Raw genomic sequence first — 15,224 nt, 5'->3', positions numbered from 1 at the left:
CGAGGCGCCCGAAATTCGCACCCTCGGCGCGTAGTTGCACTGATGCGCTCAGTTGGAATGAGCCGAAGTCGCCCGCCACGCCAGGTCCCGCGACGTCTGGGCACGCTGGGCCACGCCGGCACCGTGATCGGAGGTGGGGGGGCAGGTGCGGCTGACGGCGTGGCCGCGTCGTCATGTAATTCCATCGAGTTGCGTTAGTCAATACGTTCGACAGCTCGAACGCAGGCGCATCGAACGGGCCTTGGGAGCGATCAGGCTTCGGGGCTGGGAGTCGAGGTAGGCCTGCGGGACGGTGATGCACCATGCGATCCGGCAGCGGGACCGTGGAGCAGGCCCGATTGGTCTTCCGCGCGCACTCTGGGCGGCACGGCGGCATCTCTGATTATGGATGGTATGGAGGGTTTCGTGGTGATCGCTATCTGTGCCGCCTCGTCGTGAAGGGCGGCCATCACGCACCTCTCCCCCAAGTTTGTCCAACATATTGACAAACTTCGGTGCCGGTTCATACGTTCAGATCGCAGCCGGTTCAACTCGGTCCGAGCAGAGTCAGCTGCTTCGCCCCGGCCTGCTGGGCGACCTCACCCGACCCCGATCGCCGCACTCTGCCGTGCGGCGCCGACTGGGAGCGCGCATCACCTTGACCAGCGACAACCGGCGAGCACTCGTCGTCCGCGGTGGATGGGACGGGCATCAGCGTGCAGTGCTGGACCATGGGGACCATCACCCGGGAGCGGAGCACCGGGCTCGCCGGCTGGCACGGCGGCATCATCGACTGCTTCCACGATCACGGTTACCACCTGCTGACGGGTGGCAAGTTCGTGACGCACCCGCCAGGTTTCCACGACCACACGGTGCACCTGCTGCCCGAGCGCGTCGACCATCCCGTCATCGCGGGGCTCGACGACTTCGCCGTGCACACCGAGCAGTACTGGGTGCTCACCGACCCGCACGGGACGGGTCTTCGTCTCGACCATCGGGCACAAGCCCGACGACTCCGACGTGCCGGAAGTCCGCACGCTGACCGAAAGGGGACTGCTGTGGGCGAGCCGCTGAAGCCTTTGAACATCGGCATCGTGGGCGCGGGAAAGATCAGCGGCGCCTATCTCTCGACGCTGCGGAGTCTGACGTCCGTACGGCTCACCGCCGTCACCGACCTCGACCGAATGCGCGCGCGGGCCGTCGCGGAACAGGCGCAGGCCGGGGAAGAAGTCGCCGTGCTGCCGTCCGTGGCCGCCCTGGTGGCCAGGGACGACGTGGACGCCGTTCTCAACCTCACGATTCCGGCCGCGCACGCGAACGTCGCCCTGGCGGCACTCCGTGCGGGCAAGCACGTGTACGGCGAGAAGCCCCTCGCGGCCAACCGCGAGGAGGCCGATGCCGTGCTGGCGGCGGCGCGTGAGGCGGGACTGCGGGTCGGCTGCGCGCTCGACACCGTCCTCGGATCCGGGACCCAGACCGCGCGCAAGGCGGTGGACGACGGCCTGATCGGTACGCCCGTGGCGGCCACCGCCTTCATGACCGGCGCGGGCCACGAGAAGTGGCACCCGGACCCGGAGTTCTACTACCGGCCAGGTGGTGGCCCGCTGCTCGACATGGGGCCGTACTATCTGTCGGCCCTGGTCCACCTCCTCGGCCCGGTGGTCCGGGTGACCGGAGCGTCCTCCCGGCCGCGTGCGCGGCGGACCATCGGCAGCGGTCCCCGAGCGGGGCACACCTTCCCGGTGAAGGTGGACACCCACATCACCGGCGTCCTGGAGCACGCCGGAGGCGCCCTGTCCACCCTGGTCATGAGCTTCGACGTCCGCGCCGCGCGGCTGCCGCGCATCGAGGTGCACGGCACCGCTGCCTCGCTGTCCGTGCCCGACCCGAACAATTTCGACGGTGCTGTGGAGATCCACCGCGGTGACGGCTGGGAAACCCTGCCCCCGTCCGCCGGCTACCCGGGCGCCGGGCGAGGCACCGGCCTCGCCGATCTGGCCGAGGCCCTGTCCGACGGGCGTCCGCACCGCGCCTCGGCGGAACTCGCCGCGCACGTCCTGGACACCATGCTCACCCTCATGGACGCGGCGGACCAGGGCCGCGCACTCCCGGTGACAAGCACCTGCGAGCGCCCCGCCCCGGTGGCCCCCGCCGGTCACTGATCAACACCGCGTCCGACCACGCCACTCTCGACCGCCCCCACACGCTCGCAGCAACAGGAGACCCCCTTCATGCATGACGACCGGAAGCTGGTCGAAGCACGTCTGGAACGCGTTCTCAGGGAACGCGTCCGGCCGGCTGTCCACCCCGTCACGACACCCTTGGCCGTGGAGATATGGTCCACCGCGGGCGAACCCGTTCCCGTAACCGAGGGGTTGGCGGCACCGACCACCCCCGTCGCCCCGGGCACTCCGTGGGGCCTGCCCTGGGGGACCAGCTGGTTCAAGGTCACCGGCACTGTTCCCGCCGAGTGGTCGGGCCGTACCGTCGAGGCCGTACTCGACCTCGGATTCACCCCGCGGACCCCGGGTTTCCAGTGCGAGGGCCTCGTCTATCGGCCCGACGGCACCCCGGTCAAGGGACTCCACCCGCGCAACGCGTACGTCCGCGTCGGCTCACCGGTGACCGGCGGGGAGCAGGTCCACTGGCACATCGAGGCTGCCTCCAACCCCGACCTCGACGCGAACGGGGTGCCGTTCCAGCCGACGCCGATGGGCGACAAGGCGACGGCCGGCGAGGCTCCCCAATACGTGCTCGGCGAGATGCGGTTGGCCGTCTTCGACGAGACGGTGTGGAACCTGGTCATGGACCTGGAAGTCCTCGGCGAGCTCATGGCGGAGCTGTCCCTCGACGGGGCACGCCGCTGGGAGATCCTGCGCGCGATCGGCCGCGCCCTGGACGCGGTCGACCTCCAGGACGTGAACGGCACGGCCCAGGCGGCGCGTGACGAACTCGCCGGTGCGCTCGCCGCGCCCGCCGCCCCCGCGGCGCACCGCATCAGTGCCGTCGGGCATGCCCACATCGACTCCGCTTGGCTGTGGCCGCTGCGCGAGACGGTCCGCAAGGTGGCCCGTACGGCGTCGAACATGACGGCGCTCCTCGATGAGGAGCCCGACTTCGTCTTCGCCATGTCGCAGGCCCAGCAGTTCGCCTGGATCAAGGAGCACCGGCCCGAGGTGTACGCCCGGGTCAAGAAGGCCGTCGCGGAGGGCAGGTTCGTACCCGCCGGCGGGATGTGGGTGGAGTCCGACACCAACATGCCGGGGTCCGAGGCGATGGCCCGTCAGTTCGTCCACGGCAAACGCTTCTTCCTGGAAGAGTTCGGCATCGAGAGCGACGAGGCATGGCTGCCGGACACCTTCGGCTTCGCGGCGGGCCTGCCGCAGATCATCAGGGCCGCCGGCGCCACGCGACTGCTCACCCAGAAGATCTCGTGGAGCCGGACCAACGCCTTCCCGCACCACACGTTCTCCTGGGAGGGCATCGACGGCACCCGCGTCTTCACCCACTTCCCGCCCGTCGACTCGTACAACTGCGAGATGACGGGCCGCCAGATCGCCCACGCGGCACGTAACTTCAAGGAGAAGGGCGTCGCCACCCGCTCCCTCGCGCCGACCGGTTACGGGGACGGCGGGGGTGGGACCACGCGCGAGATGGTCGCCAAGGCGGCCCGGATGCGCAGTCTGGAGGGCGCGGCGCGCGTCGAGTGGGAGGCCCCTGCGGACTTCTTCGCCAAGGCCGAGGCCGAATACCCCGACCCGCCCGTGTGGGTCGGAGAGCTCTACCTCGAACTGCACCGCGCCACGCTCACCAGCCAGGCGGGGACCAAGCGCGGCAATCGGCGCAGCGAGTCGCTTCTCACGGAGGCCGAGCTGTGGGCCGCCACAGCGGCGGTGCGTACCGACATGCCGTATCCCTATGAGGAGTTGGACCGGATCTGGAAAACGGTGCTCCTGCACCAGTTCCATGACATCCTGCCCGGCTCTTCGATCGCTTGGGTGCACCGTGAGGCACGCGAGACGTACGCGCGGCTCGCCGGGGAGTTGGAGGGCATCATCGCGGGTGCGCAGCGTGCGCTCGCCGGTGACGCGTCGGGCGGCAACGAGCTGGTGTTCAACTCGGCTCCGCACACCCGCTGTTCGGTCCCGGCCGGGGGCGCCTCGGCCCGGACCGGGCAGGGCGGCGCGGTGCCTCCTGTCCCACGCGAGGGAGGCGGGTACGTCCTCGACAACGGCCTGCTGCGAGTCGAGATCGACGGACGCGGCCTCGTGGTCTCCGCGTACGACCGCATCGCGGACCGGGAGGCGATCGCACCCGGGCAGGCGGCCAACCTTTTCCAGCTCCATCCCGACTTCCCCAACCAGTGGGACGCGTGGGACGTCGACGCCTTCTACCGGAACGTCGGCAGCGACCTCACCGAGGTGGCCCAGCTGGGTGTCGAGGGCACCTCGGTACGCGTCGAGCGGATCTTCGGGGCGTCGCGTGTCACTCAGCTTCTGTCGGTTCCGGCGGGCGCCAAGCGGCTCGACATCGACACCGAAGTGGACTGGCACGAGACCGAGCGTTTCCTGAAGCTGGCCTTCCCGCTGGACGTGAAGGCCGATCGGTACGCCTCCGAGACGCAGTTCGGCCACGTGTACCGGCCCACCCACCAGAACACAAGCTGGGAGTGGGCCAAGTTCGAGGCGTGCAACCACCGTTTCGTGCACGTCGATGAGCCGGGCTGGGGAGTCGCGGTCGTCAACGACGCGACCTACGGGCACGACGTGACCCGCACGGTACGCACCGGCGCCGGCGCGGGCACGACGACCACCGTGCGCGCGTCGCTGCTGCGCGCCCCCCGCTACCCGGATCCCGAGACCGACCAGGGCGTCCACCGGTTCCGGCACGCACTGGTGCCGGGTGCGACGATCGGCGACGCCGTCCGCGAGGGCCACCGGGCCAACCTGCCCGAGCGCCGGGTCACCGGGTCCGCCGCCGCGGCGGTCGCGCCACTGGTGACCGTGGACAATGACGCCGTCGTGGTCAGTGCCGTGAAGCTGGCCGACGACCGCAGCGGCGACCTGGTGGTACGCCTCTACGAGGCACACGGAGGCCGGGCCCGCGCCACCGTCCGTATCCACGGCTTCGCCACCGACCGCGCCGTCCCCACGGATCTGCTGGAACGGCCGCTCCCGGACGCCGAGCCGCCGACGGCGGCCGACGGCGGTGTCGTACTCGCCCTGCGCCCGTTCCAGATGGTGACCCTGCGCCTGCCGCGCGCCTGACGATGTGCCGCACCGGGACAGCGGCCGATCGGCGCGTATCAGTACAGAAAAGTAGATATCAGTACGTAGCGAAGGAGGCCCTCTCTCATGACAGCCAGAGCCGAATATCCCGAACGCCCAAGGGCGGTATGCGTCATGAACCCCGGTACCGCGGAGCTCGTACTCCCCGAGGAGCAGCGCGCCCGGCTCTCCTCACTGGTCCGACTCGCCCCCGACGCGTCCGGAACCGATCTGGGAGCCGCGCTCGCCGACGCGGAGATCCTGGTCAGCGGCTGGGGCTGTCCCCGCCTGACGGCCGACGTCCTGGCGGGGGCACCCCACCTGCGCGCCGTGATGCATGCCGCCGGCACGGTCAAGCCGATCGTCAGCGAGGCGGTCTGGGAACGCGGGATCGTCGTGTCGTCGGCGGCCGACGCCAACGCTGGTCCCGTCGCCTCCTGCACCATCGCCCTCATCACGCTCGCCGCGCGCCGGGCGCTGACGACGGCGGCCGGTTACGCCGACGGATGGCCGGACTTCGCCGACCGTTCGGGCGCCGACGGGCTCACAGTCGGGATCATCGGCGCCTCGCGCGTCGGGCGCCGGGTCATCGCCGAACTGGTCAGGTCCGACGCGGGTTTCCGGGTATTGCTGAGCGATCCGTATGTCACGGACGAGGAGGCGCGCCGACTCGGCGCCGAGCGGGTCGAACTCGCCGGTCTCTGCGCACAGTCGGCGGTGGTCAGCGTCCATGCCCCGCTCCTGCCTCAGACCACGGGCCTGCTCGACGCCACGATGCTCGCGCTCATCCCCGACGGGGGCGCGCTCGTCAACACCGCCCGAGGGGCCATCGTCGACACGGACGCGCTGACAGCCGAATGTGCCTCCGGCCGGCTGGAGGCGTACCTCGATGTGACGACCCCCGAACCCCTGCCGCCCGGCCACCCGCTGCTGTCACTGCCGAATGTGCTGGTCACCCCGCACATAGCCGGCGCACAGGGCAGCGAGGTACGAAGGCTCGGGCAGTACGCGGTAGCCGAGGTCGCCCGGTGGGTGGCGGGCGAGCCCCTGCTCGGCGAGGTCACCCGGGAAGCGCTCCCACGCCTCGCCTGACGGGCAGCGCGAGCACATACGCCGGACCAGACAAGGAGGCCGGACCGCCGCTCGAACTTCCGCATGACTTGCCAACCCCGGGAGTGGCCGAAGACGCCCGCCTTCCGGTGAAAGGGCTTCACATCATGACAACGCTTGACCAACCCGCCGCCCAACCAGCCGAAAAGGCCGGGCAGGCGGACAAGGGCCGGCTGCGGCCGCTTCCGCGCCGCCGCCGAGACATGGCCCTGTTCTGGTTCCTGATACCGGGCATCGTGGTGCTGCTCCTCTTCCACTACATTCCGCTGCTCGGAAACGTCATCGCCTTCCAGGACTACCAGCCGTACATCGGTATCCTGCACAGCCCGTGGAGCGGCCTCGACAACTTCGACGTCATCTTCAACGGCGACGAGCAGTTCCTCCGCGCGCTGGTCAACACCCTCGAACTGACGCTGATCCAGGTTGTGTTCGTGTTCCCCGCGCCCATCCTCCTGGCCCTCGCGCTGAACAGCCTGGTCAGCGAGCGCATCAAGAAGTGGGTACAGAACGTCCTGTACCTGCCGCACTTCCTTTCCTGGGTGGTCGTCGTCTCCCTCTTCCAGCAGATGCTGGGCAACGACGGCATGCTCAACCTGTTCCTGAGCGCCCACGACATGGGCAACTGGAGCATCATCGGCAACCCCGAGACGTTCAAGACGCTGCTGACCTCCCAGGTCATCTGGAAGGACACCGGCTGGGGCACGATCCTCTTCCTGGCCGCTCTCTCCCGCGTCGACCACAACCTCTACGAGGCCGCCGCCATGGACGGCGCCAGCCGCTGGCGGCAGACCTGGCACGTCACGCTGCCCGCCCTGCGCGGCCTGGTGATCCTGCTGCTCATTCTCCGCCTCGGCGACGCCCTGTCCGTCGGCTTCGAGCAGATCCTGCTTCAGCAGCAAGGCATCGGCCTGGAGAACAGCGAAGTCATGGACACCTATGTGTTCAACCACGGTCTGATCGGCGGGGATTGGGGCGTGAGCGCCGCCGTCGGGCTCGTCAAGGGCATCGTCGGAGTCGCCCTGGTCCTGGGCGCCAACAAGATCGCCCACTTGTTCGGCGAGGAAGGTGTGTATCGCTCATGACAACGCTGTCACCCGCGCATCCCGTGCGCCGCAGGCCGCGCAAGGCCTACAGCGCGATCCCCGGCGAGACCCCCGGATCCCTGCCCTGGCGCGCACTCAAGTCACTGATTCTGCTGGTGTGCGTGGTCGCGGTCGTCCTCCCCTTCCTCGCGATCATCGCGACGTCGCTCGCCGACGCCGACCAGGTCAACAAGGCCGGCGGCTACGTGCTGTGGCCCGACGACGTCACGTTCTCGTCCTACCGGGCCCTGCTCTCGGGCGGCCTGGTGTCCAAGGCCATGCTCGTCAGCATCGGCGTCACCGTCGTCGGCACCGCCCTCAGCCTCGTCAGCTCCATCATGCTGGCCTACGGACTCAGCCGGCCCGGCTCCTTCGGGCACAAGCCCGTGCTCATGCTGCTGCTGATGTCCATGCTGTTCGCGCCGGGCATCATCCCCAGCTATCTGATGGTCAAGCAGCTCCATCTGGTCAACAGCTATTGGTCGTTGATCCTGCCGACCATGTTCAACGCCTTCAATGTGATCGTGCTGCGCTCCTTCTTCATGAATCTGCCCAAGGAGCTCCTCGACGCGGCCCGCATCGACGGCGTGTCCGAACTGAAGATCCTCACGAAGATCGTGCTCCCCCTCTCCAAGGCGTCCGTCGCCGTCATCGGTCTCTTCTACGCGGTGACGTACTGGAACGCGTTCTTCAACGCCCTGCTGTACATCAACGACGCGGCGAAGTGGCCCATGCAGCTCGTGCTGCGGACCTACGTCGTCAACAACGCGACGCTCAGCGGCGGCCAGGTCGACATCGCGGCCGGTGCGCCCCTGCCACCGGCCCAGTCGCTGCAGGCCGCGATCCTGGTGCTGTCGATCGTGCCCATCGTGATCGTCTACCCATTCCTGCAGCGGCACATGAACAAGGGCGTAATGGTCGGAGCGGTGAAGGGATGAGAACTGTCATGAATCCACCACTGAACCGCCGCGGCTTCCTCGCGTCCGCCGTCGGCGTCGCGGCCGGGCTGACCCTGGCCGGCTGCGGGGACTACCGGCCCGCCACGACGCGCGACGCCAACGCGAAGGCCCAGCTGCCCACGTACATCCCGTACAAGGGTGTGCCGACGTCGATGCCCGCCACCGCGGACGGTGTCGCCCCGGGATACCTGCACTACCCCGCCGACCCCGTCAAGGCCTTCCCGGACGGCCCGCCCGCCAAGGGCGACGCCATCGACATCATGACGCTGATCTTCAACCCGGTGCCGCCGCCGGTGGACCGCAACGTCATGTGGCAGGCCCTCAACAAGAGCGTCGGCTGCGACCTCAACTTCCAGATCACACCCGTCGGCGACTACCCGAACAAGTTCGCCGTGACCATCGCCGGGGGCGACCTGCCCGACGCGATGCTGATGCTTCCCGCGGACCAGAACGCCGCCGCCACGCCGGACATGCTGGACGCCCTCTTCGAGGATCTCTCCGAGCATCTGGCCGGCGACAACATCCGGGACTACCCGTACCTCGCCAACATTCCCACCGCCTCCTGGGCCCCCTGCGTCCGCAACGGCGGGATCTACGCGCTGCCGATGCCCCGCCCGCTGTCCGGCGGCCCCCCGACCTACACCCGGCTCGACCTGATCAACAAGCGGGGGCTCGACCCTAATCCGAAGAACTGGCGTGAGTTCGCCCAGCTGTGCAAGGACGTGACGGACCCGAAGAACAACCAGTACGCCCTCGGTGACAGCGTCACCGCGTGGAACTTCGTGATGCAGATGCTGAAGGCCCCCAACAAGTGGCGGGAGGAAGGGGGGAAGTTCACCTGGATGTACGAGACCGAGGAGGCCAAGCAGGCCCTGGACGCGGTCCGCGGGCTCACCAAGGCCGGCGTCATGCACCCGGACACCTACAGCGTCCTCGGTAAGGCCAAGGAGTGGTTCGGCACCGGCCGCACCGTCATGAACCCCGACGGACCGGTCGCGTGGAACGACTACTACACCACGTACGCCGCGGCCGCCAAGGGCTTCGAGGTCGGCTACATGATGGCGCCCGGCTGGAACGGCGGCACCGGCGGCCAATGGCAGGGCTCGGCCAACTACGCCACGCTCATCATCAAGAAGGCCCCCAAGGCCCGCATCAAGCAGATCCTGCGCGCCATGAACGCCCTCGCCTCCCCCTTCGGCACCGACGGATACCTGCTGCGCAAGTACGGCGTCCGGGGCCCCGACCACACCCTGAAGGGAAGCGACCCGGTCCTCACCACACAGGGCCAGGCCGAGGTGTACCTGCCCACCATCTTCGCCACCGACGCGCCGGGAGCCCTCTACTACCCGGCGAAACCGGAGATCGTACCGGACCAGTACGCCTTCCAGAAGGAAGCCGTCCAGCGGCTGATCCCCAACTCCGCCGAGCCGCTGTACTCGCCGACCGACGCCAAGATGTCCAAGCTCCTCCAGACGGCCCTCGACGACACCCGCAAGGGCATCATGCAGGGCCGGGTCCCCCTCAGCGAGTGGGACGACGCCATGAAGAACTGGCGCAAGGAAGCCGGCGACCGGATACGCGCCGAGTACGAACAGGCCTGGGAGACCCGCACCTCATGAAACGCTCCCCCACCGAGGACCGCGCCCACTGGGAGCGGACCGCCGACCGGCTGCTGCTCGCCGTACGGCCGTACGCCACCGACGAGCACGCCCTGATCCAACTGCCCGGCACCCCGAGCCACAGCGGCGCACGCAGCGACGGCCTCGAAGGCTTCGCCCGCACCTTCCTCCTGGCCGGCTTCCGGCTGGCAGGGGCGGGCGGAGCCGACCGGCACGACCTCGCAGGATGGTACGCGGCGGGCCTGGCCGCCGGCACCGACCCGAAGAACCCGGAACGCTGGCCCACCTTCGCGGAGTGCAACCAGGCCAAGGTCGAGGCCGCCTCCATCGCCCTCGCGCTGCACGAGACGCGGCCCTGGATCTGGGACCGCCTCGACGACCGGGTCAGGAGCCAGGTCCTCGACTGGCTCGCCCCGATGGTCGGCGACCCGATGCCCGGCAACAACTGGGTCTGGTTCCAGGGCGTCACCGAAGCCTTCGCCCGCACCGCCGGGGGGCAGTGGCGCCAACAGGACCTCGACCGCGTCATCGCACTGACCGACGGCTGGTACGCGGGCGACGGCTGGTACTCCGACGGGCTCACCGGCGGTGAACGCCGCAACTTCGACCACTACAACGGCTGGGCCATGCACCTGTACCCGCTGTGGTTCTGCCGCATCCTCGGCGACGCCGCACCCAGCGGGCTCCTCGACCGCTACCGTGCCCGGCTCCGCCGTTTCCTGGAGGACCAGCGGCTCCTGGTCGGGGCCAACGGCTCGCCGCTCGTCCAGGGGCGCTCCCTCACCTACCGGCACGCCGCACTCGCGTCACTGTGGACAGGCGCCCTGTTCGATGCCACGCCTCTGGCGGCGGGGGAAACCCGGGCGATCGCGAACCGCATGCTCGACCACTTCACCGCCCACGGCGCCACCGACGCCCAGGACCTGCTCACCCTCGGCTGGCACCGGCCCTTCCGCGGCGTCCTCCAGGTCTACTCGGGGCCCGGGTCGCCGTACTGGGCGAGCAAGGGCTTCATCGGCCTCGCCCTGCCGCCGCAGCACCCTGTCTGGACCGAGGAGTTGACCTCGCTCGCCGTCGAAGAGGCCGATTTCACCCGTGCGTTGGCCACTCCGGGCTGGCTCGTCTCCGGCACGGCGTCCGACGGTGTCGTACGCGTCGTCAACCACGGCGGCGACCACTCCGACCCGGCCCGCCCGCACGCGGACGACCCCTGCTACGCGCGGTTCGCCTACTCGACACACACGGCACCCGAGACCCCCGGCGACCCCACCGCGGGCCCTGGCGCCTGCGTGGACGCCGACCCGCTCGACAACGCGGTCGTCCTGCTGGACGCGGCGGGACGCGCCTCCCACCGGCGTCCGGTGACCAGGATCTCCGTGGACGGTGCCACGGCCGTCTCGCGTTCTCGCGCGCACTGGCCCGAGGACGCGACATGGGATCCGTTCGGTGGCCCCGACACCGGCTGCACACTCGGCCCTTGGATCACTGTCGGTTCCGCGTTGCGCGGCTCGGTCGAGGTACGGGCCGTACGCGTCGACGGCGATCCCGGGACCGGACATGTGCTGCGTATCGGCGGCTGGGCGCTCGCGGTCGATCCACCGTCCGCACCCGCGCCCGGCCCGGTCGACGGTGGAACAGCCCGGGTCGAGGGCGCCGACGGACTGGTCTCCGTCATCGTCGGCGCCCACCGGCTGCCCCGTTCCTCTCTGGTGGTCGGCACCGACAGCAATGCCCTCGGCGCCGCGTCCGCCACCCCCGTCGTGGAGACCGAAGGACCCGTCGCCCACGGCATCGTTCACATCGCCCTCGTCCACCTCGGCGGCACCGACCCCAGCACCCTGCCCCAGATCACCACCCGCGCCCAGGACACCACCCTGCTCGTGGACGTGACCTGGCCGGACGGCGCCCGGGACACCATCCGGCTCCCCGCTCCCGACCCCGAGTACCCCGCCGCGTACGGCCTTTGGAAGGACCAGCACCGTGCATGACGACCGCCGGATCATCGAGACCCGGATCCGCAAGCTCCTCGACCGGGTGATCCGCCCCGCCCTCTACAGCGCCGCACATCCCCTCACCCTGAGCGCCTGGCACGTCGACGGCGAACCTGTCCCCGTGGCCGACGCCCTGCACGCCGACTACGAGCCCTTCACGCTCGGCGCCACCTGGGGCGGCCCCTGGGCGACGACCTGGATGCGGGCGAGCGCGGAGATTCCCGAGGAGTGGTCGGGGCGCCGGGTCGAGGCCGTCTTCGACCTCGGGTTCGACCTGACCAAGGGGCCCGGCGGCCAGGCGGAGGGCCTGGTCCACGACGCCCAGGGCGCTCCGCTCCAGGGCCTGCATCCGTACAGCCGCACCGTGCTCCTCGCCGACTCCGCCACCGCCGGCGACCGGGTCGACCTGCTGATCGAGCTGGCCGCCAACCCGCCCATCGTCGCCAGCGCCGGCCTGCACATCCACCACGGTTCGCTCGAAACCGCGGGCACGGCGCACATCTACCGGCTCGAACAGGCCGAGATCGCGGTGCGCGAGGACGATGTATGGCACCTGATCCACGACATCGAGGTGCTCGACGAGTTGATGCACGAGCTGCCTGTCGGCTCAGCTCGCCGCCACGAGATCCTCTACGCCCTGCGCCGCGCCGCCGATGCCATCGTCCCGGGCGATGTGGCGAACACCGCAGCCGAGGCCCGGCGCCGACTCGCCGATGTGCTGTCCCGGCCCGCGCACGCCTCGGCGCACACCCTCTCCGCGGTCGGCCACGCCCACATCGACTCGGCCTGGCTGTGGCCGGTCCGGGAGACCGTCCGCAAGTGCGCGCGTACGTTCACCAATATGGCCACGCTGGCGAACGAGTACCCCGAGCTGGTCTTCGCCTGCTCCTCGGCGCAGCAGTACGCGTGGATGAAGGAACAGCGCCCGGAGATCTTCGCCCGTATGAAGAAGGCGGCGGCCGACGGGAACTGGGTACCTGTGGGCGGCATGTGGGTCGAGGCCGACGGCAACCTCCCCGGCGGCGAGGCACTGGCCCGTCAACTCGTCTACGGACGGCGCTTCTTCGCAGAGGAGTTCGGCGTCGAGCAGCACGGCGTATGGCTGCCCGACTCGTTCGGATACACCGCCGCCTATCCCCAGCTCGCCAAGCTGGCCGGCGCCCGGTGGTTCCTCACCCAGAAGCTCTCCTGGAACGAGACGAACAAGCTCCCGCACCACACCTTCGACTGGGAGGGCATCGACGGAACGCGCATCTTCACCCACTTCCCGCCCGTCGACAGCTACAACGCGTCCCTCACGGCGGGTGAACTCGCCCATGCCGAGCGCAACTTCGCGGACAAGGGGGTGGCCACCCGCTCACTGGTCCCCTTCGGCTACGGCGACGGCGGTGGCGGGCCCACCCGTTCGATGCTGGAGAAGGCCCGCCGCCTGCGCGACCTCGAAGGCTCGCCCAAGGTCGTGATCGAGGCGCCTGACACGTTCTTCGCGACGGCCCGTGCCGAGCGCGACCAACTCCCTGTCTGGCGCGGCGAATTGTATCTGGAGAACCATCGCGGCACCTACACCAGCCAGGCCCGCACCAAGCGCGGCAACCGACGTGGCGAGGCACTGCTGCGTGAGGCCGAACTCTGGGCGGCCACCGCAGCCGTCCAGGCCGGCGCGCCCTACCCGTACGAGCGTCTGGAATCGCTGTGGCGGCGAGTCCTGCTCAACCAGTTCCACGACATTCTGCCCGGCTCGTCCATCGCCTGGGTGCACCGGCAGGCCGAGAGCGAGTACGCGGAGATCCACGCCGAACTCGAATCGCTGATCGCCGACGCGGTCGGCCACATGCCCGGAGGTCCCGCACTCCTCAACGCCGGACCGTACGCACGCCGCGAGGTCGCCGTCGTCGCCGGCGAGTTCGCCGGTGGGCAGCGCCTGTCGGACGGGCGCACGGCGATCCTCGCCGAGGTCGCTCCCCTCGCCTCCGGCGGCACCGCGGACGCGCCCCGGGGCGCCGTCACGGCCACGGCCCAGGACGGTGGTTTCGTCCTCGACAACGGGGTGCTGACCGTCGTCGTGGACCGGCGCGGCCTGCTGACCTCGGTCTACGACCACTCGGCACAGCGGGAAGCGATCGCTCCCGGCGCCGCGGGCAACCTCCTCCAGCTGCACCCCGACGACCCCAATCTGTGGTCGGCGTGGAACATCGACTCGTACTACCGCGACACCGTGCGCGATCTGGACGAGGCCGAGTTGGTGACGCTCGTGGACGAAGGACCGCTGCTGGCGTCGGTGCGGGTCGAGCGCGCCCACGGATCCTCCCGGTTCGTCCAGCACATCGAGATCGCCGCAGAGAGCCGGCGGGTGACCGTCCGCAATGACATCGACTGGCAGGAGCGCGACACCGTACTGAAGGCGGCCTGGCCGCTCGACGTGCACGCGGAACGGGAGAGCGCCGAGATCCAGTTCGGTCATGTGCAGCGGCCCACACACGAGAACACGAGCTGGGACGCGGCACGCTTCGAACTGTGGGCGCACCGCTGGGTGCACGTCGGCGAGCGGCACTGGGGCGCCGCCCTGCTCAACGACTCCACCTACGGGCACGACGTCCGCCGCGACACACGGGACGGCGGCGGAACCACCACGACAGTGCGGCTCTCCCTGCTCCGGTCCCCGCACAGCCCCGACCCGGGGGCCGACCGCGGCCGGCACAGCTTCAGCTACGCGCTGCTGGCCGGGGCGGGGATCGAGGAGGCGATCGCCGGTGGCTACGCGCTGAACCTGCCCTTGCGCCCCGCCCCGACCGACGCCCGGTCCCTGGTCGAAGTCGACACCACCGACGTCGTGGTGGAGTCGGTGAAGCTCGCGGACGACCGCAGCGGCGACATCGTGGTCCGACTGTACGAAGCGTGTGGCGGAGCGGTCTCGGCGCGTCTGTCCGCGGGCTTCACCCTCACCGCCGTCCTCGACTGCGACCTTTTGGAGCAGCCGGATCAGGAGCTGGCACGCGCGTCCGACGAAGGGTCCGTGGACCTCAGGTTCCGGCCCTTCCAGATCCGCACCCTGCGTCTGCGTCCTGCCGTGGAACAGGCGAGGTCACTTGATCCATCGGGCGGCTGAGCACGGCGCGTCCCGCGTACGCCCCCGCGTCGTACCATTCCATCGATCTGTTGCCTTCGGAGCGGCGGCTGCGCGGCACAGCCGCCGCTCGTCCGAGGCTTGGGGAGGCAC

The 15,224-nt window shown here is 69.8% G+C and carries 8 protein-coding genes and 1 pseudogene; all 9 read left to right on the top strand.

The window, feature by feature from the left end; all coding sequences use genetic code 11:
• Nucleotides 1–710: 710 nt before the first annotated feature.
• Nucleotides 711–893, top strand: a pseudogene (locus IF11_RS43305) (ThuA domain-containing protein); the annotation flags it as partial.
• Between the two features lie 144 nt (nt 894–1,037).
• On the top strand, nt 1,038–2,141 hold the full coding sequence (locus IF11_RS0128140; RefSeq protein WP_030354555.1) for a Gfo/Idh/MocA family protein: 1,104 nt from the start codon (nt 1,038–1,040) through the stop codon (nt 2,139–2,141).
• Between the two features lie 69 nt (nt 2,142–2,210).
• A complete protein-coding gene (locus tag IF11_RS0128135) occupies nt 2,211–5,246 on the top strand; it encodes an alpha-mannosidase (protein ID WP_030354554.1) in 3,036 nt (1,011 codons plus the stop codon).
• A gap of 135 nt (nt 5,247–5,381) precedes the next feature.
• Nucleotides 5,382–6,338: a hydroxyacid dehydrogenase gene (locus tag IF11_RS0128130; RefSeq protein ID WP_244888258.1), complete on the top strand. Its 957-nt coding sequence runs from the start codon at nt 5,382–5,384 to the stop codon at nt 6,336–6,338.
• A gap of 125 nt (nt 6,339–6,463) precedes the next feature.
• Complete coding sequence (locus IF11_RS0128125; protein ID WP_078490969.1) at nt 6,464–7,438, top strand: ABC transporter permease; 975 nt, start codon at nt 6,464–6,466, stop codon at nt 7,436–7,438.
• Complete coding sequence (locus IF11_RS0128120; protein ID WP_030354551.1) at nt 7,435–8,376, top strand: carbohydrate ABC transporter permease; 942 nt, start codon at nt 7,435–7,437, stop codon at nt 8,374–8,376. The genes IF11_RS0128125 and IF11_RS0128120 overlap by 4 nt, the downstream gene beginning before the upstream one ends.
• Before the next feature lie 8 nt (nt 8,377–8,384).
• On the top strand, nt 8,385–10,016 hold the full coding sequence (locus tag IF11_RS0128115; protein WP_030354550.1) for an extracellular solute-binding protein: 1,632 nt from the start codon (nt 8,385–8,387) through the stop codon (nt 10,014–10,016).
• The gene (locus tag IF11_RS0128110; protein ID WP_030354549.1) at nt 10,013–12,004 is read left to right on the top strand and encodes a DUF2264 domain-containing protein; all 1,992 of its coding nucleotides are present in this window, start codon (nt 10,013–10,015) and stop codon (nt 12,002–12,004) included. Before IF11_RS0128115 ends, IF11_RS0128110 begins: the two co-directional genes overlap by 4 nt.
• Nucleotides 11,997–15,113, top strand: coding sequence for an alpha-mannosidase (locus IF11_RS0128105; RefSeq protein WP_030354548.1), 3,117 nt, complete (start codon nt 11,997–11,999; stop codon nt 15,111–15,113). Before IF11_RS0128110 ends, IF11_RS0128105 begins: the two co-directional genes overlap by 8 nt.
• Nucleotides 15,114–15,224 lie beyond the last annotated feature (111 nt).

This window comes from Streptomyces scopuliridis RB72 (genome assembly GCF_000718095.1).
Taxonomy (GTDB): domain Bacteria; phylum Actinomycetota; class Actinomycetes; order Streptomycetales; family Streptomycetaceae; genus Streptomyces; species Streptomyces scopuliridis.
The sequence above is the reverse complement of the archived record's forward strand: the minus strand, read 5'-3'. Positions and strand labels throughout refer to the sequence as shown.